General features: G+C 70.2%; 21 protein-coding genes. 10 read left to right on the forward strand and 11 right to left on the reverse strand.

Annotated features, from left to right (window positions below; genetic code table 11):
* Positions 1 to 11 precede the first annotated feature (11 nt).
* Both VZQ01_RS23080 and VZQ01_RS23085 read left to right on the forward strand, forming a co-directional pair.
* Complete coding sequence (locus VZQ01_RS23080) at positions 12 to 1589, forward strand: phytoene desaturase family protein (RefSeq protein ID WP_223749543.1); 1578 nt, start codon at positions 12 to 14, stop codon at positions 1587 to 1589.
* 103 nt (positions 1590 to 1692) lie between these two features.
* On the forward strand, positions 1693 to 2547 hold the full coding sequence (locus VZQ01_RS23085; RefSeq protein ID WP_223749544.1) for a hypothetical protein: 855 nt from the start codon (positions 1693 to 1695) through the stop codon (positions 2545 to 2547).
* On the opposite strand, the gene VZQ01_RS23090 is transcribed toward VZQ01_RS23085, so the two are convergent.
* Positions 2538 to 4313: a methyl-accepting chemotaxis protein gene (locus VZQ01_RS23090; protein WP_223749545.1), complete on the reverse strand. Its 1776-nt coding sequence runs from the start codon at positions 4311 to 4313 to the stop codon at positions 2538 to 2540. The genes VZQ01_RS23085 and VZQ01_RS23090 overlap by 10 nt on opposite strands.
* Positions 4314 to 4649: 336 nt before the next feature.
* Here VZQ01_RS23090 and VZQ01_RS23095 point away from each other — a divergent pair, with 336 nt between their 5' ends.
* Complete coding sequence (locus tag VZQ01_RS23095) at positions 4650 to 4841, forward strand: CsbD family protein (protein ID WP_223749546.1); 192 nt, start codon at positions 4650 to 4652, stop codon at positions 4839 to 4841.
* A gap of 70 nt (positions 4842 to 4911) precedes the next feature.
* On the opposite strand, the gene VZQ01_RS23100 is transcribed toward VZQ01_RS23095, so the two are convergent.
* Entirely contained in the window at positions 4912 to 5070 is a 159-nt protein-coding gene (locus VZQ01_RS23100) for a hypothetical protein (protein WP_015353070.1), read from the reverse strand.
* Between the two features lie 592 nt (positions 5071 to 5662).
* Here VZQ01_RS23100 and VZQ01_RS23105 point away from each other — a divergent pair.
* On the forward strand, positions 5663 to 6595 hold the full coding sequence (locus tag VZQ01_RS23105) for a universal stress protein (protein ID WP_426744547.1): 933 nt from the start codon (positions 5663 to 5665) through the stop codon (positions 6593 to 6595).
* A 51-nt stretch (positions 6596 to 6646) separates the two neighbouring features.
* Positions 6647 to 8509: an ABC transporter ATP-binding protein gene (locus tag VZQ01_RS23110; RefSeq protein WP_223749548.1), complete on the forward strand. Its 1863-nt coding sequence runs from the start codon at positions 6647 to 6649 to the stop codon at positions 8507 to 8509.
* 20 nt (positions 8510 to 8529) lie between these two features.
* On the opposite strand, the gene VZQ01_RS23115 is transcribed toward VZQ01_RS23110, so the two are convergent.
* The 6 genes from VZQ01_RS23115 to VZQ01_RS23140 form a co-directional block, all read right to left on the reverse strand.
* Entirely contained in the window at positions 8530 to 9489 is a 960-nt protein-coding gene (locus tag VZQ01_RS23115) for a Uma2 family endonuclease (protein ID WP_426744550.1), read from the reverse strand.
* A gap of 111 nt (positions 9490 to 9600) precedes the next feature.
* Positions 9601 to 9840 (reverse strand): hypothetical protein, encoded by a 240-nt coding sequence (locus VZQ01_RS23120; RefSeq protein ID WP_223782885.1) that lies wholly within the window; start codon positions 9838 to 9840, stop codon positions 9601 to 9603.
* Between the two features lie 13 nt (positions 9841 to 9853).
* Positions 9854 to 10432, reverse strand: a complete 579-nt coding sequence (locus VZQ01_RS23125) for a type 1 glutamine amidotransferase family protein (protein WP_223782884.1) — start codon at positions 10430 to 10432, stop codon at positions 9854 to 9856.
* Between the two features lie 121 nt (positions 10433 to 10553).
* Entirely contained in the window at positions 10554 to 12089 is a 1536-nt protein-coding gene (locus VZQ01_RS23130; protein WP_426744552.1) for a right-handed parallel beta-helix repeat-containing protein, read from the reverse strand.
* 243 nt (positions 12090 to 12332) lie between these two features.
* Positions 12333 to 12962 carry a HEAT repeat domain-containing protein gene (locus tag VZQ01_RS23135; RefSeq protein WP_426744554.1) on the reverse strand — a complete coding sequence of 210 codons (630 nt, stop codon included), beginning with the start codon at positions 12960 to 12962 and terminating at the stop codon, positions 12333 to 12335.
* Positions 12963 to 13016: 54 nt separating this feature from the next.
* Positions 13017 to 13361: a thioredoxin family protein gene (locus VZQ01_RS23140; RefSeq protein ID WP_223749553.1), complete on the reverse strand. Its 345-nt coding sequence runs from the start codon at positions 13359 to 13361 to the stop codon at positions 13017 to 13019.
* Positions 13362 to 13689: 328 nt separating this feature from the next.
* On the opposite strand from VZQ01_RS23140, the gene VZQ01_RS23145 reads away from it, so the two are divergent.
* A complete protein-coding gene (locus VZQ01_RS23145) occupies positions 13690 to 15435 on the forward strand; it encodes an SMI1/KNR4 family protein (protein ID WP_426744556.1) in 1746 nt (581 codons plus the stop codon).
* 202 nt (positions 15436 to 15637) lie between these two features.
* Here VZQ01_RS23145 and VZQ01_RS23150 read toward each other — a convergent pair whose 3' ends face one another.
* The 3 genes from VZQ01_RS23150 to VZQ01_RS23160 all read right to left on the reverse strand — a co-directional run bounded on the left by VZQ01_RS23150 (position 15638) and on the right by VZQ01_RS23160 (position 17172).
* Positions 15638 to 15910, reverse strand: a complete 273-nt coding sequence (locus tag VZQ01_RS23150) for a hypothetical protein (protein ID WP_141330335.1) — start codon at positions 15908 to 15910, stop codon at positions 15638 to 15640.
* 108 nt (positions 15911 to 16018) lie between these two features.
* Positions 16019 to 16666 carry a SanA/YdcF family protein gene (locus VZQ01_RS23155; RefSeq protein ID WP_046716711.1) on the reverse strand — a complete coding sequence of 216 codons (648 nt, stop codon included), beginning with the start codon at positions 16664 to 16666 and terminating at the stop codon, positions 16019 to 16021.
* A gap of 80 nt (positions 16667 to 16746) precedes the next feature.
* Positions 16747 to 17172, reverse strand: coding sequence for a response regulator (locus VZQ01_RS23160; RefSeq protein WP_267699088.1), 426 nt, complete (start codon positions 17170 to 17172; stop codon positions 16747 to 16749).
* 229 nt (positions 17173 to 17401) lie between these two features.
* Here VZQ01_RS23160 and atpG point away from each other — a divergent pair, with 229 nt between their 5' ends.
* The 4 genes from atpG (at position 17402) to VZQ01_RS23180 (ending at position 21398) form a co-directional block, all read left to right on the forward strand.
* Entirely contained in the window at positions 17402 to 18283 is an 882-nt protein-coding gene (gene atpG / locus VZQ01_RS23165; protein ID WP_426744558.1) for an ATP synthase F1 subunit gamma, read from the forward strand.
* Between the two features lie 111 nt (positions 18284 to 18394).
* A complete protein-coding gene (locus VZQ01_RS23170; RefSeq protein WP_223749555.1) occupies positions 18395 to 19189 on the forward strand; it encodes a prohibitin family protein in 795 nt (264 codons plus the stop codon).
* 171 nt (positions 19190 to 19360) lie between these two features.
* Positions 19361 to 20803: a F0F1 ATP synthase subunit beta gene (gene atpD / locus VZQ01_RS23175; protein ID WP_046716707.1), complete on the forward strand. Its 1443-nt coding sequence runs from the start codon at positions 19361 to 19363 to the stop codon at positions 20801 to 20803.
* Between the two features lie 31 nt (positions 20804 to 20834).
* Positions 20835 to 21398 (forward strand): hypothetical protein, encoded by a 564-nt coding sequence (locus VZQ01_RS23180; protein WP_141330325.1) that lies wholly within the window; start codon positions 20835 to 20837, stop codon positions 21396 to 21398.
* Positions 21399 to 21415 lie beyond the last annotated feature (17 nt).

The raw sequence follows: 21415 nt of genomic DNA on the forward strand, positions 1-21415 counted from the left end.
TTCTAGGAGCCATGGTGCGTCACGTCATCGTCGTGGGAGCAGGACCGGGCGGGCTGTCCGCCGCCATCAACCTGGCCGGGCAGGGCTTTCGCGTCACCGTGGTGGAGAAGGACCCGGTGCCCGGAGGGCGGATGAAGGGGCTGACGCTCGGAGCCCAAGGCGAGTACACACTCGACACGGGGCCCTCCATCCTCCAGCTCCCGGGGGTGCTGGAGCGCATCTTCGAGCGCTCCGGACGTCGGCTGGCGGACTACGTGAAGCTGGTCCCGCTGGACGTCAACACGCGGCTGCACTTCTGGGATGGCTCCCAGCTGGACACCAGCCGGGACCCCGCGCGGATGGAGGCGGAGGTGGCGCGCTTCGGTCCCCAGCAGGTGGAGGGCCTCAGGCGCTGGCTCGCCGAGGGGAAGGACAAGTACGGCATCGCGTACGAGAAGTTCATCTGCACGCACGCGGGCAGCCTCGCCTACTACGCCCCCTGGCGGCTGGCCTCCACGCTGCGCTTCAAGCCCTGGCAGACGCTCTACAAGCACCTGGACTCGTTCTTCCACGACGACCGGCTGACGTACGCGCTGGCGTACCCGTCGAAGTACCTGGGCCTGCACCCGACGACGTGCTCGTCGGTGTTCAGCGTGATTCCCTTCATCGAGCTGGCCTTCGGGGTGTGGCACGTGGACGGCGGCTTCCGGGAGCTGGCGCGCGGGATGATGCGGTGCGCGCAGGACCTGGGCGCCACGTTCCGGATGGGCGCGCCCGTCAAGCGCGTGCGCGTGGAGGCGGGGCGCGTGGCGGGCGTGGAGCTGGAGGGCGGCGAGGTGCTGGAGGCGGACGCGGTGGTGCTGAACGCGGATCTGCCCTACGCGGCGACGAAGCTCTTGTCGGCCGAGGCGCGTGAGGGCTCGCGGCTGACGGACGCGGCGCTGGAGAAGGCGAAGTATTCGTGCAGCACGTTCATGGCGTACTACGGCCTGGACACGCGCTACGACGACTTGCCGCACCACCTCATCTACCTCTCGGAGTCGGCGCGGCGCACGGACCGGGACGCGCTGGAGGACCGGGAGCTGGACGTGGACGACCCGCCCTTCTACGTGTGCAACGCGTCGGTGACGGACCCGAAGGGGGCGCCGGAGGGACACTCGACGCTCTACGTGCTGGTGCCCACGCCGAACACGGCGCGGCCGGTGGACTGGGCGAAGACGGAGGCGACGCTGCGCGAGCGCATCCCGGCGATGCTGGAGAAGGTGGGGCTCAAGGGCGTGCGTCAGCACATCCGCGCGGAGCGCTACTTCACGGCCCAGACGTGGCGGGACGAGTTCAACGTGTTCCGGGGCGCGGTCTTCAATCTCTCGCACACGTGGATGCAATTGGGCCCGCTGCGGCCGCGGGTGAAGAGTCCGGACGTGGAGGGGTTGTATTGGGTGGGCGGAGGCACGCACCCGGGCAGCGGACTGCTCACCATCATGGAGAGCGCGAACATCGCGGCGGACTACCTGACGCGCGAGGCGGGCAAGGGGCCGCTGCCGGGCTGGCCGTACGTGCCGCCGCTGGAGGATGAGGCGCGGTCGGCGCCCCAGGCGCGAGCAGGCTGACGCGGCACTGCGCCGCGTCACTCCGGCCGCGCCTCCTCTCCAGCCATGCAGGCCAAGGGAGACCGGCTCGCAACGAGGCCCCACGGATGCGAAGCTGTCTCCCATGCCGTTCTTCATCCCATTCGCGGTGGGAGGCCTGGTGCTGACGGCGCTGGGGCTCGGTGCGAAGAAGGTCTGGGACCAGGGCCGCGTCGTCGAGTCCCCCGCGCTCGCCCAGGCCCGTGAGCGACACGCCGCCGCGCTCGGCGCGCTCAAGTCCGCCCGGCTGCGCGTGCGCACGGGCCTCGCCTCCTACGGTGAGCGTCAGGCCCGTGCCCGAGCGGAGGTCGTCGAGCCCCTGCGAGGACTGCTCGCGCGACTGGAGCGCTGGGAGCACGCGAAGCGGGAGGACGTGCTCCCGCCCGAGGCCCTCGCGGCCCTGGAGGCGCTGCCCTCCGAGCCCGTCTCCCGCGCCGCGCGCCGGGCATGGCCCCTCTTGGGCGCGGGCGCGCCCGTGCCCCCCGGCTGGGAGCCCGTGCTCACGTGGATGGAGCGAGGCTGGCTGCAGGAGGACGCGGCCCCGGTGGTCGTCGATGGGGTCTCCCTGTTCGAGGCCGCGGCGCCATGGGCCTCGGCGAGCACCGTGGAGGACACCGACGAGGCCCGCGTGCGTCAGCTGGACGCCTGCGCGGCGACGCTCCGACAGGCCACGGAGTTCCTCGACGCCCTGCTCGGAAGGCTCACCTCGCTGGAGACCCGCGTGGGCGCGCTCCAGTCGAGGGCCGAGGTCCAGCTTGCGTACCTGGACGCGGCGAGCTTCGAGCAGGACGGCCCCGAGCCCCGCGAGCGCCTCGGCCGCCTGGGCCTGCTCGTGGGCCGGCTGGTGGTGCTGCTCCGCGCCCCGGTGCTGGGGCCCGACGGGCGACTCGAACCCGAGCCGCCCGTGTCCCCCGAGGAGGCCGCGCTCGCTCAGACGTAGCGCTGGGCCAGCTGCGACACCTGTCCGGTGGCGTGGGTGACGGCGACGGCCGCCTGCTGCGTGGTGTCCAGGTGGCGCAGCGTGTCCGTGGTCAGCTCATCCAGCTCGCGCACCGCGGCGAACAGCTGGTCCACGCCCTGGTGCTGCTGGGCCACGGCCTCGGCGATCTGCCGCACCGCGGACGCGGACTCGCGCGACAGCGTGGCCAGTTCGCGCAGCCGCTCGCCGCTGGTGCGAAGCGGCGCCAGCGCCGTCTCCACGCCCGCCGCGCTCCGGTCCGTCATCTCCGTGGCCTGGGTGGCCGCCGAGGCCATCGTCTCCAACAGCCCGCGCACCTGGTTGGTCGCCTGGACGGACTGGTCCGCCAGCTCGCGCATCTGCCGCGCCACCACGCCGAAGCCCTTGCCGTGCTCACCCGCGCGCGTGGCCTCGATGGCCGCGTTGATGGCCAGCATGTGCGACTGGTCCGCCAGCGCCTTCACCACCTCCGACACGCGGCCGACCTCCCGCGCGCGCTGCTCCAGGTCCTGCATCTGCCCGTGCAGCCCGTCGGCGATGTCGCGGATGGACGCGAGGCCCTTCTCGGTGCCCTGCAGCGACTCCTCGCCCAGCCGGCCCACCGCGGCGGCGCGCTCGGCCACCTGGAGGATGCTGGTGGCGCGAGAGGCCGCCACGTGCGACGCCTGCTGGATCTCCTGCGCCGTGGCGCGCGCCTGGTGCAGCGCCGCCGCCTGCCGCGACAGCGTCTGGTTCTGCTGGTTGCTCGCCTCCGACAGCCGCGTGCCCGCCTGCGCCAGGTCCCCCGCCGACGTGCGCAGCGAGCGCGGCAGCTCCTGCAGCCGCTGGTACAGCTGCCACGTGGTCGCGGCCAGGTCGCCCAGCTCGTCCGTGGACACCCACCGCGGCGGCGCCGCGCGACCCTCCACCAGCGCCTCCAGCGACGCGCCCACCGCGCGCGAGCCCTTGGCCAGCCGCCGCGCCGCCCACGCCGCCGTGAGGATGGAGCCCAGCGCCGCGTAGCCGCCGAACATGACGACCGGCAGCACCAGGTCCTTCTGCAGCGGCGCCACCGTGGCGCGCACCTGCGCCGCCGACGCGGCCTGGCCCTTCGACTCGATGTCCTTCGCCAGCGCCCCCAGCTCCCGCTCGATGCGCAGGTTCAGCGTCACGACGCTCGTCAGACACGTGACCAGCAGCGCGGAGACGACGGTGGCGGGCAGCAGCCACAGCTGTCGGGGCGCGAAGCCCTCTCCGGCGGGCCGCGCGCTGGGCGCCTTCTGGTAGGCGTCCAGCACCGTGGGCATCAGCACCTGCTCATAGAGCATGTACAGCAGCGGGCTGCTGAACAGCCCCGCGCTCATCGACACCGCCACGCCCACCGGCACCACCGACATCGGCCGGTCCAACAGGAACGCCACGCCCCCGTTGAACAGCACCCCGCCGATGAACCACGACACCATCGACTCGCCGAACGCCAGCTGCGACGGGATGCGGATCAACCGCTCCACCCGCAGCCGCCCTTGCGTCGCCATGGCCCGCTTCAGGAGCCACGGCAACACCACCATCGGCTGCGCAACCGCGCACAGCCCCAGCACCAGCGGCGTGATGACTCCCAGCAGGATGCGCGTCGCCTTCGGCCCCTCCAGTGACAGCAATTGCATGTCCACGTACAGGGCAGGGCAGAAGGCCACCGTCGTGATGAGGGAGCGCAACAGGTACATCCGCCGGAACAGCGCGCCAGGGGTCGGAAGCGGAGGAGTGGACATCGGGAAGCAGTGACTCCGGGGTGGCAGTGACTTCAGCGTGCGGGGCAGCGCGCCTTGCGTCAATGTCCCGTTTCAGCAGGGGGGAAGGATTCCAACCAGGGAGCGTCTCGGGCTCCCCCCATTCCACTGGGGCCACCGGACCTCCGCAAGTCCGTGGCCGCGCTTCGCTCGCCTGAATGTCTGGGTATTTTCCTTGAATTGCGGGACTGCTTCTGGAAGGGGCCGGCCCCCGCCACCCGAGCAGGCGAGCGGCCTGGCCCTCCTGCACGACTCCAGGGCCATGCCCACACTCACTCCACAACGGCTCTCACGAGCTCACAGCCACAGGAGAGTGACATGGGTGAGTTGATCGACAAGGCCAAGGGCAAGATCAAGGAGACCGTGGGCGCGGCCACCGGCGACCGTTCGCTGGAAGCGGAGGGCAAGGTCGACACGGCCAAGGGCCACGCCAAGGAGAAGCTGGAGGACGCCAAGCGCGCCGTCCGGGACGCGGTGGACGACGACAAGCCGCGCCGCGACGAGTTCTGATTCTCGGCGACGAGCGCACCAGCACACGGCCGGGTCGCGGGGAGGCTCTCCTCGCGGCCCGTCGCCGTGGCTAGCGCTTCACCTCGGGCGGACACGCCACCTCGAGGAACGTCGTGGTCTTCCCGCTGAGCATCACCCACAAGCAGCGCAGCACACAGCCCGCGCCGAACTCTCGGTAGATGAGACCCAGATTGGTGACCACCTCTCTTCCGGTGATGACGCCGCGCATTGGTCCTCCCCCTTCTTCAGCTTCCCGTCCGTCCCGCCACCACCCACCGCGCTGTCGTCGGAGCCCTTCTGCAAAGCTCCGGCCGCTTCCCGCGCGGCCCGCTGAAGACGCTCTGTTGCTCCGCGAACGTGCCAAGCGCGCCAATCTCCAGGCAGGAATGCGCGCGTGGAACTCCCGTGAGGGATACGGATGCGGCGCGCCTGGAGTTTTTTCAGGGGGACACCCCACGGTGTGAGGCGGCCGTCCGCCCCCACTCCGCACGGCCCCGCGGGACGGGAGTCGTGCTCCACCCTCACTCGAGGACGAGTCGTGTGACGCTGGCCGCCAGTCGTGTGACGTGGGCCGCCACACGCGAGGACCGAAGGGCTCCTCCGCCCGCTCGTGCACACGGCGTCCCCGGGGCGAGGGTGGCATCCCGGCGCGGCCGCCTGAATCTTCGAGGTGAGGGCCTCACGGGGCCTGGGCCGCGAGGCGCGGCGGACCGGCGGGCAACGGCTCGCGGACAGGTCCCTGTCGGGCGCATGGGATGGCGAATCATGCCCCCACGGCGCCGACGCTGGAGCAGCAAGGCCATTGAAAGGAGGGTCTCGTGATGAGGCAGCATGTGCTGACCCGTTTGGATATCCCGTTGCTGCAGCCGGGGACCTTCCGGGGTCCCAGGGGGCTGACGCGCCTGGTGGTGGCGACGGACTTCTCGCTGCGCTCCGAGCTCGCCCTGGCCCGGGCGCTGCGGTTGCCCCTGGGCCTGGGCGCCACCTTCACGCTGCTGCACGCGGGGCCGGTGTTGGAGGGCTCGCCCGGAGGCGTGGTGCTGGGGGGCGGCTGTCTGCGCAAGGCCGTGCACGCGGCATGTCGGAGGCTGCGCCACCGTCCGGACGTGACGGTGCGCGAGGAGCTGCGCCAGGGCGACACGCTGGACGCGGTCGCGGCGGTGGCGCGCGAGCAGGGCGCCCAGCTGGTGGTGCTCGGCGGCGAGCGGGTGCTGACGCCGGGCAGGTCGCTGGCAGAGGGCTCGATGGTGCGGCGCGCGCTGCGCCAGCTGGACACGTCGATGCTGGCGGTGCTGCCCCATCCGGCGAGGCCGTACGAGACTCCCCTGGTCGCGGTGGACTTCACGCGTGAGTCCCGGCGGGCGCTGGAGCTGACGATGCGGCTGTGTCCCCTGACGCCGGTGGCGGTGCTGCACGTGGTGGACACGCGCGAGGAGGAGGCGGCGCTGCGGGCCCGGGGCGCGCCGCCGGAGCGCTTCGTGATGCTGCGCCATGAGCGCGAGCTCGACGCGCGCCTGGAGCTCGCCCGCTTCCTGGCGCCGTACCGGGAGACGGGGTGCGAGCTGGAGGCCCGGCTGCGCTCCGGGGAGCCGGGCGAGGCGCTCCTGGCGCACGCGCTCGAGCTGGGCTCGGACCTGCTGGTGGTGGCGGGCCCGCGAGGGGCCGGGGACGAGGCGTCGCTGGTGGAGCGGGTGCTGGCGCAATCCTCGTGCGACGTGCTGGTGTCCCGGCACGAGCAGCCCGCGGTGGGGTGAGGGGCGGCTCTTTCGAGCGGATGTCGGGCGAGCACGTTATGAACGGGGGACGTGTCTCCCCGTCCACTCGAGTCCACCCTCCCCGCGAAGAGCTCCCTCAAGGAGCGGCTGAAGAGCGCCGGAAGCCTGTTCCGTCAGCTCCCCGGGACGTTCCGCATCTTCTGGCAGGCCAGCCCCCGGGGCGCCGTCGTGCTCGGGCTGTTGACGCTGGTGGCGGCGGTGTTGCCGGCGGCCATCGCCTGGGTGGGCAAGCTGATTGTGGACGCGGTGGTGGCGGCGGCGCAGGGCTCGGCCGAGGCGCACTCGCGCGTCTACGGGCTGGTGGGGTTGGAGTTCGCGCTGATGCTGGGCTCCGGGGTGGTGGAGCGCGGGCTGACGCTGACGCGGGAGCTCCTGCGCGCCAACCTGGGCAACCTGCTCAACGAGCGCATCCTCCAGAAGGCGCTGGAGCTGGAGCTGCGGCACTTCGAGGACTCGGAGACGTACGACAAGATGCAGAACGCCCGGCGCGAGGCGAGCAGCCGTCCGCTGTCGCTGGTGATGCAGGCGTTCTCCATCGTCCGCAACGCGATAACGCTCTCCACGTTCGCGGCGCTGTTGATTGCGCTGTCGCCGTGGAGCGTGGTGGTGCTGGTGGCGGCGTCGATTCCGGCGTTCATCGCGGAGGCGCGGCTGGCGATGGCGGGCTTCCGGCTGTACTCGTGGCGCGCGCCGGAGGGGCGCAAGCTCAACTACCTGGAGTGGATCCTCACGCGGGACAGCCACGTGAAGGAGGTGAAGCTCTTCGGGTTGGGGGACCTGGTGTTGGGGCGCTACCGGGACTTGTTCCGCAAGTTCTTCGCGGAGGACCGGGCGCTGGCCTTCAAGCGGATGGGGTGGGGGTTGGGGTTGGGGTTGTTGTCGCTGGCGGCGTTCTACGGCTGCTACCTGTTCGTCGCGGGGCGGGCGGCGGACGGGGCCATCAGCGTGGGTGACATGGTGTTGTACCTGGGGGTGTTCCGTCAGGGGCAGGCGGCGTTCCAGGGCATCCTGACGAGCGTGGGCTCCATGTACGAGGACGCGCTCTTCATGAGCAACCTCTTCATGTACCTGGAGATACCGACGGGCAGCGAGGTGGCGCGGGTGTCGCCGCCCAGGTCACCGCCCCGGGGGCGCACCAACGACATCGAGCTGCGCGACGTGTCCTTCCGCTATCCGGGGAAGGAGGCGTGGGCGTTGAGGCACGTGTCGTTGACGTTGCGGCCGGGGCAGAAGCTGGCGCTGGTGGGGGAGAACGGCGCGGGGAAGAGCACGTTGGTGAAGCTGCTGCTCAGGCTGTACGAGCCGACGGAGGGGGCCATTCTGTATGGGGGCGTGGACCTCCGGGACATGGACGTGGGGGATTTGCGCTCGCGCTTCGGGGCGGTGTTCCAGGACTTCGTGCGCTACCAGTTCAACGTGGCGGAGAACATCGGGTTGGGGCACGTGCCGGCGTTGGAGGACCGGGAGCGCATCGTGAAGGCGGCGCAATTGGGTGGGGCGAGCGGGGTCATCGAGGCGTTGCCGGGGCAGTACGACACGATGCTGGGCGGGTGGTTCGAGAAGGGGCAGGAGCTGTCGGCGGGGCAGTGGCAGAAGCTGGCGGTGGCGCGGGCGTTCATGCGGGACGACGCGGAGGTGCTGATTCTGGACGAGCCGACGGCGAGCATCGACGCGGAGGCGGAGCACGCGTTGTTCGAGCGGTTCCAGGCGTTGGCGGCGGACCGCATCGCCATCGTGATTTCGCACCGCTTCTCCACGGTGCGGATGGCGGATCAGATCGCGGTGCTGCACAACGGCGGCGTGGACGAGCTGGGCAGCCACGACGAGCTGATGGCGAAGGACGGCCGCTACGCGCACCTGTTCCGTCTGCAGGCGCGGGGCTATCAGGACTGAGACGCGCGGGCTCGCGAGGACTACTTGCGAGTCCCGCGGAGCTGTTCCAGCTCCGCGAGCGCCTCGGCCAGCCGCCGTTCGGCGTCCTCGCGCCGCTGGGTCTCCTCCTGTTGCAGGCGAGTGGCCTCCTCGCGTCGGCGGGTCTCCTCCTGTTGCAGGCGAGTGGCCTCCTCGCGTCGGCGGGTCTCCTCCTGTTGCAGGCGAGTGGCCTCCTCGCGCCGCCGGGTCTCCTCCTTGCGCCGCCGGGTCTCCTCCTCACGCCGCCGCATCTCCTCGGCGAGCTGGTGCTCCAACTCGAGCCGGCTGGCCTCCACGCGCTCGACCATGTGCTCGAGGCGGGAAATCATCTCATGGGCTTCAGGCAGAGGCGCGCCGCCGAAGTAGAAGCGCAGTCGCTCGTCGTCTATCTGGAGGTCCAGACCGAGCACCTCGGAGCGATAGACCCCGTGCTGCGGAAGGATGGGCGTGTAGCTGCGACGCCCTGCCTCGAGCCGCCAGCCGTTGAGTCGCAGGCGGCCCCGGTCGAAGACGAAGTACTCGCGGATGCCCAGGCGCGCATATCGCTCCACGTTGCGTTCGAGGTCCTTGCGTCGCTCGCCCGCGACCATGACCTCCAGCGCCAGGTCCACGCCCTTCTTCTCCGTGCTCACCATCCAGCGCATGCGCGCGCGGTGCTCCACGTCCAGGACGGCGATGACGTCCGGGGCGAACATGTTCTCCCCGGGGTAGTACACGGGCAGCTCGCAGGCCAGGTACACCTTGCGGCCGACGCGCGAGAAGAAGCCGCCGAGCACCTCGCGAGCCCGGACCTTGGCCTCGTAGTGCGGGTCTCCTTCCGGAGGATGGGCCTCGGAGACGGGGAACTCGGACGGGAGGCTGTCGACGATTCGCGCCTGCTCCTCGGGCGTCAGCTGGTCCCAGACCTCCTGTGGTGGAGCACGTGGGTCATCCGGGTCGACGTGGTAGGGGGTGTGGGCCATGGCGCTGTCCGGAGAGTAGGTCGCCAGGAGGCACGGGCCAAGGGCCGTCGGGGCGCTTCGTCGACTGCGTGGAAGACGGGCTCCACGCACCTTCCCTCCCCGACGTGCCGTCTAGCGTTCGGGCTTTCCCCGCGAATCGTGGCGCGTCAGCAGCAGGCCCAGCACGTAGAGAATCCCACACGAGACGAGGGGCATCGCGAGCGCGCCGCCCACGAAGCCGCCGAAGCCCCGCATGACGCCGCCGAGGACTCCGTCGACGCCCCACCAGGGCTCGGCGCGCACGCCCAGGATGGCGCCCGTGAGGCCGCCCAGGGCGCCGGTGGCGAGCAGCAAGGGCTCGATGATGGTCATGGCGGAGTGCTCCTCAAGGGGTCTGGTGCTCGCGAGCGAAGAACGCGCGGAAGTCCACCATCGCCTGGCCCGCGTCGGGGTGCAGCGCGCCGAGCACCTCGGTGGCGAACGTGGTGGGCGCCGCTCCGGACGCCGTGATGATGCGCCCGTCCCTCACCGCCTGCGGCACGTCGCGATAGTGCGCGGCGCCCTGGTAGCCCGGGGCATGCTTCTGGAGGAACTCCAGGTCGTTGCTCGTGTGCGCGCGCCCCTCGAGCAGCCCCGCGCGAGCCAGCGCCAGCGTTGCGCCGCAGATGCCCGCGACGACGAGCCCCGCCTCCACCGCGCGGCGCAGCAGGGGCGTCAGGTCCGGACTCTGAGGCGTCATCCAGGTGCTGGAGCCAATCAGCACCAGCGCGTCCGCCTTCTCCGGGGAGAAGTCCTCGACCGCGCCATCCACCTGGATGGTCATTCCCCCGATGGACGGCACGGGACGGCCTCCCGGGGACCACCAGGAGACCTGGTCACGGAAGTCATCCCGCGCTCCCGCGGCCAGCAGCGCCGGCTCCCAGTCCGCGAAAGGGGGAATCACCACGAATGCGATGCGCGCCACCAGCGTGCTCCGGGTTGGAGGAGCACCCGAGATTAGGCAAAGCAGACGGGAAGCTGAAGCCTCCCGCCACGCAAGGTCCGCGGCGGGCATGGGCCCTGTCCATCAGCGCGGCCTGGGCTGACTACTCACCCGAGGTCGACGTGACGCCCTCGTCGTCCGGCAGCCCCTTGGGACGGGAGCCGGGGATGATGCGCTCCGAAAACTGGTCCAAGTAGAGCGGCGCGAGCACCGCGCGCCAGCGGGCGTGGCTTCCTTCCCAGAGCTCGTCGGTGATGGTGAAGACGCCCGAGGCGCCCTCGTAGCGATTGAGGTCCATGCCCAGGCCGGGCCGGTACGCCCTGGCGCCCAGACGCACGAACAGCCGCATGTCCCGCAGGGTGTTCTTGTAGACCAGCAGCCCCGGCACGGCGTTGGGCGGGTCGGCGGCCAGGCGCAGCCCGGCGTCGAACGTCCGCTCGACGGTGTTCCCCAGCAGCGTCACGCCCCTCGCCTTGACGATGCGGATGCCCTGGCCGTTGTTGCGCTTCGCATAGTCATAGATGTCGTGCACGTGGTTGCCTTCAATCTGCACGTTCACGGGCATGTCGATGACGTTGTTGCCGCCGATGGAGATGCCCCGGCCCGCGTTCCAGATTTCGTTGTAGAGGATTTGGACGTTCGTCGCGTCCTCGTGCACCAACACACCCTCCGCGGCGGAGGTGTTCGCCTGCCAGGGGTACTTCGCGAGGTTGGGGAAGTTGTAGATCTTGTTCTCGTGAAGGAGCAGGTCGTCGCACGCCTTGACGTCGACCCCGTTCTCTCCGGTGTCATGCAAGCGATTGCGCTCGACGAGGATGACGGCGGGCCTGCCGCCGTTGGGCTGACACTGCACCGCGTCCCCGGAGACGTCGTGGATGTCGTTCTCCACGATGAACACGTTCCGCGTCACGCCGCGAATCGCCACGCCGTGCGAGTCGGTGTTCTGCTTGGAGAAGTCGTAGATTTCATTGTCGTCGATGAGCACGAAGTCCGCGTAGCTGGTGATGACACCGCCGCCGGCGCGGCCCCCGTGCAGCTTGGAGTCGAGGACCTGTGAGCACCGGGTGTTGTTCTCGAAGAGCACGGCGAACGAGGGGCGCTCCTGCACGTCCACCTCGAAGAACTGGACGACCCAGTAGGGCTGACTGACCTGGACCAGGCTGCCCACGTTCGTGGCGGCCGGGAGGATGCGGGGCTGGCCCGACTGCTCCCCGCGCAGGACGATGGGCGCGGTGGCGGTGCCGGGGCGCGCTCCCTTCGCCGCGGTGATGGCGACCTGTTCGTTGTAGTCGCCCTGTCGCACCAGGATGATGTTGCCCGGGCGGGCCGCCTTCACCGCGGCCATGATGGTGCTGTAGGGGTTCAGGTCGGAGCCGAGCGGCTTGGACGGGTCCCTCGGGCCGCTCTTCGACACGTAGAGCGTGGGGCCCTGCGCGACCGACGCGGTCGGGCAGTTGTCGTAGAAGAGGGCCTCCGTGAACGCCGGGGACTGCCTCGCGGTCCGGGTCTCCAGCCCGTCCACCGGCGCGGCTGCTTCCGGCGCCTCCTGGTGTCCCTCTCCGCAGGCCATGGCCCCCGCCCACAGCGACAGCAGACAAACGATATGCGTGAGCCTTCGCCCCAGTCGATGCTTCGTCATTTCGCACTGCCCCCCTGATTGGACCGCCAACCGCGAGGTTCCATGTTCGTAACGGGCGCGCGTCGCATCAACCACGCTGCCCCGAAGGGTGGGAACCTCCCGTGCTCCATGTCCCCTGGCACGGGTCCACGCGGTGGAGGACGTGGGCCGGAGGCTGCGAGAGGCGCGGCGAGGCGTCAGGCCGTCCCGCTGTCGGTGGAGGCGTTCGGGAGGTGGCGACGCCTCGTACGGGGAGACGGTGCGTCAGGGGGCGGCGCGGTTGCGTTGGAGCACGGGGATACGGTCTGGGTACTCCCGTGACTCGATCTGGGCAATCGCGTCGAGCGCTTCCTCGCTGACGTACCACCAGCCGGGATTCACCCGCTCATCCTCCTGGGCCACCCTGCGCAGCGCGGGGAGGGCGGGCCGGTAGCGGAAGGCGCCGAGCGCGAAGCAGGCCCAGAAGCGCAGCTCCGAGGAGGGGTGCTCCAGCAACTCGACGAGGATGCCCAGCACGCGCTCACGCAGGGCCGGCGCCATCGTGCGCTGGGAGCCGAGGGCCTCGATGGCCTGGCCTCGCACGTCCATGCTCTCGGAGGTGTCCTCGACGGACTGGAGCAGCGCGTCGATGATGGAGGGCTTGCCATCGCCGAGGCTGCACAACAGCCACGCGGAGACCTCGCGCGCCCGGACGTCGTCGGCGGTCCGCAGCAGCCGGGCCACATGCTCGGCCGCGACGTCGTCGCCGACCTTCATCAACGCCATGGAGGCCTCCCAGCGCGCATCGGCGTCACCTGTCGCGAGTCGTCCGAGCAGCTCCGCCAGCTCCACGGAGGGAGGCGGGAGCGGGTGGACCTGGGGCGCGTGACGAGGCTTCCTGGGCGTCTTCTTCATGGCGCCACCCTATGCGATTCCCCCGGGTGGCACCGTGAAAGGGTGGGGGCCTCGTCACGCGGTGGGCAGGTGCTCGCGGACGACGCCGAGCCAGTACGCCTTTCCGTAGTATTGGCTCATCTTCCCGATGAGCTTCCCGTCGCGGAACAGGAGGAACGTGGGGATGCCGTAGAGTCCGAAGCGGTGGGCCAGGGACTCGTGCTGATAGGCGTTCACCTTCACCACGCGCATCCTCGCGCCCTCCAGTTCGGAGAGGAGCTCAGGCTCGGCGGCCGCGTAGATTTCACAGTTCGGGCAGCCGTCGCCCCAGAAGTCCACGACGACGAGCTCGCCCTGGGGTTGCATGACGAGCTGGTCGAAGTTCTCCGCCGTTCCCTCGTAGCTGACCGGATGTGCCATGCCCCATGGGTAACGGTCCGCCCGTCGGCCTTCAAGCCGGGTGGGGCCCCGAGGGGATGGCTTCCCGGGGGAGGGAGGGCGTCCCAGGGGCCGCGGAAGCACTGGGGGAGGCGAGGGTCCCGGGCTGGTGGAGGGGCCGGCTTGCGAGGGAGTGGAAGGAGGCAGCCCGGGTTGGCGGTTGTCGTGATAGGTCCCGGGATGGGCCTGCCGGGCGTCAGCCGGGGGGCTGGAGCATTCGTGTGCGGGGCGTCAAAAGCTTCAGGTGCGCACTGCGCTGAGGGGCACAGCCGCCGTAAGGTGGCGGCATCGGACGTGTCGTGGAGGGGTCATGCACGAGTGGTTGGAGGCACTGCGGAAGTCAGCGAAGGCCGCGTCATCGGGTGTGTCCGCGGATGAGGTCCGGCGGGCGGAGACGGAGTGTGGCGTCCCCTTTCCCGAGGACCTCGGCCATCTGTACCTGACCTTCGACGGAGGCGAGCTCCACGGCGACGTGAGTCTCTTCCCGCTGCATGGGCCCGAGGGCTCCGTGAGCGTGTTGGAGAAGACGCGGCTGAAGCTGGTGGGCTTGCCGGCCGCGGGCGTGTGGCGCATCGGGATGAAGGGGCCGCACCGGCACCTGTTCTCCGCGCGCAAGTCGGCGATGGTGGAGCAGGGGGACGGGGGCGGGCCGCTGCCGGGCTGGGTGGACGCGCTGGGTGCGGAGGATTGGCTCTACGGCACCTGGGACAGCGAGAAGCGGGAGATGCGGCTGTACCGCTCGCTCAAGGACATGCTCGACGTGCTGGTGCCTCCCGCGGAGGTCGAGAGCTTCGGTGAGCGCACCTTCGCGCGGGCGATGAACGCCGTGCTGCAGGAGGCGCTCTCGGGCATGTCTGGCGAGGAGGAGTCCGAGGAGGAGCAGGCCGAGGAATCGTCCACCGAGGAGGAAGAGGACACGGGCGCGCAGCGCGAGCTCGCGTACGAGTACGACGAGGATGTGTCGCGGGGCCGCAGGGGTGGGGCGCAGGACGAGTCCGGAGGCTTCGGCCGTTTCGGGGCGAAGTCCGGGGGCGGGAAGAAGCCGGCCTTGAGGTCCTCGGTGACGCAGGCCGAGCTGTTCGTGCGACCGACGATGCAGGAGGCGCTGCGCAAGGAACTGGGGCCCGAGACGGCCAAGAAGCCCACGGTGAAGTCCAAGGCCAGCAAGCCCGTGGCGACGATTGCCGAGACGGTGAAGGACGCGGTCGCGAAGCCCGTGGCGCAGGTCGCGGAGGCGGTGAAGGACGCGGTCTCGAAGCCGGTGGAGAAGGCCGCCAAGGCGACGAAGGCGGCTGTCACGAAGCCTGTCGAGTCGGTGAAGGATGCGGTCGCGAAGCCGGTGGAGAAGGCCACGGAGACCGTGAAGGACGCGGTCTCGAAGCCCGCGAAGGCGACGAAGACCGCTGTCACGAAGCTTGTCGACGCGGCCGCCACGGCGACGACGAAGACCCTCGCGAAGGCTGTGGAGGTGACGCAGCCCAAGGCGAAGCCCGCCGCCCAGCCCGTGACGGAGACGTCCGCGGTGCTTCCCGCGACGAAGAGTCCCACCGCGAAGTCCGCGACGAAGAGTCTCGCGACGGCGAAGCCTGGGGCGGTGAAGTCCGCGACTCAGCCGTCCGTAGCGAAGACACCCGCGCCGGCGAAGTCTGCCGCAACGAAGCCCGCGGTGGCCAAGTCCACTACGAAGCAGGCTGCGGCGAAGAAGTCCGCTACGACGGCGAAGTCCACCACGAAGCAGGCTGCGGCGAAGAAGTCCGCTACGACGGCGAAGTCCACCACGAAGCAGGCTGCGGCGAAGAAGTCCGCGGGGGCGAAGCCCGTCGGGAAACAGCCCGCGGCCAAGAAGTCCGCTGGGAAGATCGCGAGCAAGAAGGTCGCGGCTTCCAAGCCCGCGAAGAAGTCCGCGGGGGCAAAGCCCGCTGCCTCGAAGTCGTCCGCCGCGAAGAAGTCCACGGGCACGAAGCCCGCCAGGAAGTCGGCACCCTCGAAGGCGGCCGCCAGGAAGTTCTCGGCGAAGGGCGCCGTGAAGAAGCCGAAGTCGAAGTCGAAGCGCTGACCCCGTTCGCATCAGCGCGGTCCCATCCCCCGAGATGGGACCGCGTTCGAGCACGGACGTACTCGCGCATCCATCGTCCGTCGGGACCACGCCTCGCGCAGCCGCGAGCCCCACCTCCGAGAAGCGGGCCCCGCGCGCCGGGACCGCGTCAGCGCACGGACGCATCCGCGCATCCGACGTCGGCAGCCGCGCGGGCGCGAACCTAGCCCTCCGGGAGCTGGTCCCTGCGCGCCGGGCGCAGACGCTCCTCGGGCTGCGCCGTCAGCTCCACCTCCTCCGGCTCCTCGTCACCGCGCCGGAACTCGTGAATCTGGTCCGGCAGGATGTCGCGGAAGTCAGGCTCCTCCTCCAGCGGAGGGGTCGCCGCCAGGTCCTGGTCGGAGATGTTGATCTCCTCCTCGCCGGTGTCCTGGTTCACATGACGTCGCGAGGTGGCCTCGCCCACGTCCTCCGAGCCGAGCTTCTTGAATCGCATGGTGTCTCCTCGCGAAAGCGGGGTGGGCCGGCCGCCGTGTCTCAACAATGAGAACCCACGTGCCCCACCGCAATTCGCGCCGGCCGGCCGCCTGCCGGGCTCGTCCGCCTAGCCCTTGGGGACCGCCGCGCGGCCCGAGGGGTAGACGGGCTCCACCTCGAGCAGCACCATCCCCAGCGCCAGCACCCGCGACAGCGTCTCGCGCACCGTGTAGCGCCAGGGCGTCGAGCGCCCCTCGTCCGCGGGCACACCCCACGCATCGATGCCCACCGAGTTCGCGATGAACAGCGCCCGGGGCAGATGGAAGCGCTGCGTGACGAGCAGCGCCTGCTTCGCGCCGAACACGCCCCGCGCCCGCAGGCAGCTGTCGTACGTGGACAGCCCCGCCTCGTCCCCCAGCACCAGCTCCGCCGGCATGCCGCGCTCCAGCAGGTAGCGGCGCATGGCCCGCGTCTCATGATGGAACGGCTTCACCTCATCGCCGCTCACCAGCACCGAGCCCACCTTGCCCTCGCGCCACAGCGCCATCGCCATGTCCAGCCGCTGCGCGAGCACCGGCGACGGCACCGCCCCCGGCGCCAGCCCCGCGCCGAACACCAGCGCCACGGGCGCGTCGGGCGCGTCCGCCAGGCTCACGATGCGCTCCTCGTAGCTCACGCGCACCCAGTGCGAGAGGACGAGCAGGCTCACCGCGCCCACGAGCAGGAGGAAGAGGGCCCTGCGCGCCCAGACACCGCTCGCTCGGGTTGGCTTCATGGACCCAGGGGTGACACCGCACCCGGCGCCATTGTGTTACGGCCCGCCGCCCTCGAAAAGCCCTGTGTGGGCCCGGCGCGTCACGCGGGCGCGTCCGCCTGGGGAGCAGCCTGCCCCGGCAACAACCGCTGGAGCGTCTCCAGCAACTGCCGCGGGTCCACCGGCTTCGACAGGATGGCGGAAACCCCCTGGCTGGCCGCGTACACCGCCCTGTCCCGGGGACTCATCTCCGCCGTCTCCGCCGACAGGATGACCACGGGCACCTTCGCGAGCGCCGCGTCGCTCCTGCGCGCCGTCAGCACCCGGTGCCCGTCCATCACCGGCAACCCCATGTCCAACAGGATGAGCGAGGGCCGGGGCGTGCCCGACAGGAGCGCGAGCGCCTCCCTCCCGTGGTCCGCCACCAGCACCCGGTACCCCTGGAGCTCCAGGTAGCCCTGGAGCGCCTCACGGATGTCCAGGTCATCCTCCACGATGAGCAGCGGTCCGGCGTCGGCAGGCCCCATGACAGGAAGGTAGGGCCTGGGGGCACACCCGCGAGTCCTCGGGGTCCAGGTCGCCCGGTCGCCCCTCGTGGGAGGCCCCTGGGAGGCCCTGGCTCCCGTGTCCGGAAAGCCCCGGGAGGACTGCCGTTGACCGGCTCCCGCCCCGCTTATATAGGGGGCCCCGCCGTCAGACTGCCCTGCTCCCACCCCGGCGCACCCGGCAGAACGTCCCACAGGAGTTCCCCGTCCCATGGCGTCCCTTCGCGACATCCGCAAGCGCATCCGCTCGGTGAAGAACACGCGGCAGATCACCAAGGCCATGAAGATGGTCTCCGCCGCGAAGCTGCGCAAGGCACAGGACGCCATCCTCGCCGCGCGTCCGTACGCGTCGATGCTGGACCAGATCATCTCCGACCTGGCCGCGCGCTCCGGGGACAACGACCTCAGCCACCCGCTGCTGGCCACCCGGCCCGTCAAGCGCGTGGAGCTGGTGACGCTCACGTCGGACCGCGGCCTCGCCGGCGGCTTCAACTCCAACGTCACCCGCCGCGCCAACCGGTTCCTCTACGAGAACGCGGGCCTGGAGCGCATCCAGCTCTCCACGGTGGGCCGCAAGGGCAACGACTTCTTCCGCAATCGCAACCAGAACATCCGCAAGGACTTCGGTGGCCTGTACCAGCGGCTGAACTACCGCGCCGCCGCGGACGTGGCCGAGGAGCTGGTCGCCAGCTTCCTCAACGGCGAAGTGGACGCGGTGCACATCGTCTACAACGAGTTCATCAGCGCCATTAACCAGAAGGTCGTCGTCACCCAGCTCTTGCCCCTGCAGACGCTCGGCGCCGGCGCCGCGCCCTCCGAGGGCGCCGCGGCCATGGTGGACTTCAAGTACGAGCCGGACCGTCAGGCCGTGCTGGACCGCCTGGTGCCCCAGGCCGTCAACATCAAGCTCTACCGCGCGCTCCTGGAGAGCGTGGCCAGCGAGCACGGCGCCCGCATGAGCGCCATGGAGAACGCCACCTCCAACGCCTCCGACATGATTTCCAGCCTGACGCTCACCTACAACCGCACCCGTCAGGCGGTCATCACCAAGGAGCTCATGGAGATCGTCTCCGGCGCCGAGGCGCTCAAGTAGTCCCGAGCGCCACCCCGTCGCACCCCGGGCCCGCCCCCACTTTTGGGAGCGGGCCCTTCGCGTTTAAGGGCCGCTTCGGGCCCGTCCAGGGCCCTCGGGAGGGGTCCCTGCGTGAAGCGACTGTGGGTGGTGCTGGGAGCGCTGTTCTTGGGTGGCTGTGGCTTCGACACGGTGGCCAGCGGCCACGGGGGCATCGGCTTCGACTCGTTCGGCAGCGGCACCCAGCGCGAGCCTTACGGTGAAGGCCTGCACGTGATGCGGCCGGGCAAGTCGCTCATCACGTATGACCTGCGCGTCCAGGAGATGAAGGACGAGCTCAACGTGCTGTCCAACAACGGCCTGGACCTGAAGGTGGACTCCAGCGTGCGCTACCGCGTGGACCCGCTGAAGCTGTTCGAGCTGCACACGCAGACGGGCCCCCGCTACGCGGACATCCTCATCGCCCCCATCGTCCGCTCGGAGGCGCGCAAGGTGTTCGGCCGCTACGCGCCCGAGGAGATCTACTCGACCAAGCGCGAGCAGATCGAAAAGGAGATCTACGACGAGGTGACGCGCGCCCTCGCGGGCAAGCACGTCGTCGTGGAGGCCATCCTGGTGCGCGACGTGTCCCTGCCCGCGTCCATCCGCGAGGCCATCGCCGACAAGCTGGCCGAGGAGCAGCGCAGCCAGAAGATGCGCTTCACCCTGGACAAGGAGCGCCAGGAGGCCGAGCGCCGGCAGATCGAAGCCGAGGGCATCGCCAGGTACCAGACCATCGTCCGCCAGGGCCTCACCGAGGAGTACCTGCGCTTCAAGGGCATCGAGGCCACCGAGAAGCTGGCCCAGAGCCCCAACGCCAAGGTGGTGGTCGTGGGCGGCGGCTCGAGGGGCAACCTGCCGCTGGTCTACCAGGTGGACGGGAAATAGCCCGGTTGGCGTCCGGGGCGTGGATCCGCTAAGCGGGACTTACCGGTCAGGACCCCGGGAGGCTTGATTCTGCGGGAGGCCCCCGGTAAAGGGGCACCGCCCTCATATCCGGGCGGAATTTTGATGACGGGCACGGCGCCGGTCGCCCCCCGCACGAGGCAGACGACACCCATGAGCGCTCAAGTTCCTACGGCAGGCAAAATCATCCAGGTTCTCGGCCCCGTGGTCGACGTCGAGTTCCCGCCCGGCGGCCTCCCGGAAGTCTACGTCGCCCTGAAGGTGACGAACGCGAACCTCAGCAACGAGGCGGACAACCTGGTCCTCGAGGTCGCCCAGCACCTCGGTGAGAACACCGTCCGCACCATCGCCATGGACTCCACCGAGGGTCTGGCCCGCGGCACCCCCGTGAAGAACACGGGCGCCCCCATCCAGGTGCCGGTCGGCAAGGCCACCCTGGGTCGCATCCTGAACGTCACCGGCGACCCGGTGGACGAGATGGGCCCCGTGAAGTCGCAGGAGTACTGGCCCATCCACCGCGCGCCCCCTCCGTTCACGGAGCAGGACGTGCGCGTGCAGATGTTCGAGACGGGCATCAAGGTCATCGACCTGCTCGCCCCCTACACCCGCGGCGGCAAGATCGGCCTGTTCGGCGGCGCCGGCGTCGGCAAGACGGTGCTCCTGCAGGAGCTCATCCGCAACGTGGCCATCGAGCGCGGCGGCTTCTCCGTGTTCGCCGGCGTCGGTGAGCGCACCCGCGAGGGCAACGACCTGTACCACGAGATGCAGGACACGGGCGTCATCAAGACCGACAACCTGGAGGCCAGCCAGGCCGTCCTCGTGTACGGCCAGATGAACGAGCCGCCTGGTGCCCGCGCCCGCGTCGCGCTCTCCGCGCTGACCATGGCCGAGTACTTCCGCGACGTGGAGGGCCGTGACGTGCTCCTCTTCGTGGACAACATCTTCCGCTTCACCCAGGCCGGCTCGGAAGTGTCCGCCCTCCTGGGCCGCATCCCCAGCGCCGTGGGTTACCAGCCCACGCTCGCCACGGAGATGGGCGGCCTGCAGGAGCGCATCACCTCCACCACCAAGGGCTCGATTACGTCCGTGCAGGCCATCTACGTGCCCGCCGACGACCTCACGGACCCGGCCCCCGCCACCGCGTTCGCCCACCTGGACGCGACCACGGTGCTCAACCGCTCCATCGCCGAGCTCGCCATCTTCCCCGCTGTGGACCCGCTCGACTCCACCAGCCGCATCCTGGACCCGGGCATCATCGGCCAGGAGCACTACGCGGTGGCCCGCAAGGTCCAGGGCATCCTGCAGCGTTACAAGGAACTCCAGGACATCATCGCCATCCTCGGCATGGACGAGCTCTCCGAGGACGACAAGCTGGTCGTGGCGCGCGCCCGCAAGATTCAGCGCTTCCTGTCGCAGCCCTTCTTCGTGGCCCAGGTCTTCACCGGCAAGGAAGGCCGCTACGTGAAGCTCCAGGACACCATCCAGGGCTTCAAGGAGATCGCCGAGGGCAAGCACGACGACATCCCCGAGAGCGCCTTCTACATGGCGGGCGCCATCAACGAGGTCGTCGAGAACGCGCGCAAGCTGGCGGCGTAGACTCGCTGTCCCACCCTCCACCGAGGTGACCATGCGTCACGCGGCGCTCGCCCTGTTCCTCTGTGTCCTGTCGCTCCCCGCCCTGGCGGAGGAGCGCAAGGGACGCGCCCGGGTGAGCGCCAACGGGCTGTACAGCGTGCGCATGGTGGACGTGGGGCCGGGCAGGTGCCGGCTGGAGGTGACGAAGGAGAGCGGACCCGTCTGGCAGCTGGAGCAGTGCCTGGGGACGGTGGACGACTTCTACTTCGTCTCCAACGACGGCGAGCGGGTCTGGGTGCTGTGGCCCCTGGTGGAGAAGGGGAAGGCCCGGCCCGCGCCGAAGACGAAGAAGGGCAAGAAGCCCAAGGGGCCGCCGGACTGGGCCACGGAGGTGCTGGTGGCGGGGCAGTACGGCCGCGACGGACAGCGCATCCTGGAGCGGCGACTGACGGACCTGGTCCCCGCGAAGCAGCTCTCCGAGGTGCGGCACATGACGCACCACCTGAAGTGGCTGGAGGGCACGCTCGGCATCCCTGGCAAGGGGCCTCGGCTGACGGACGCCGGGGTGGTCGAGTTCGAGCCGGTGGGTGGGACCACCCGGCAGCTCAATTTCTGAAGTGGGTAGTGCGAGGA

The sequence above is a fragment of the Myxococcus faecalis genome (assembly GCF_050039385.1).
GTDB lineage: Bacteria > Myxococcota > Myxococcia > Myxococcales > Myxococcaceae > Myxococcus > Myxococcus fulvus.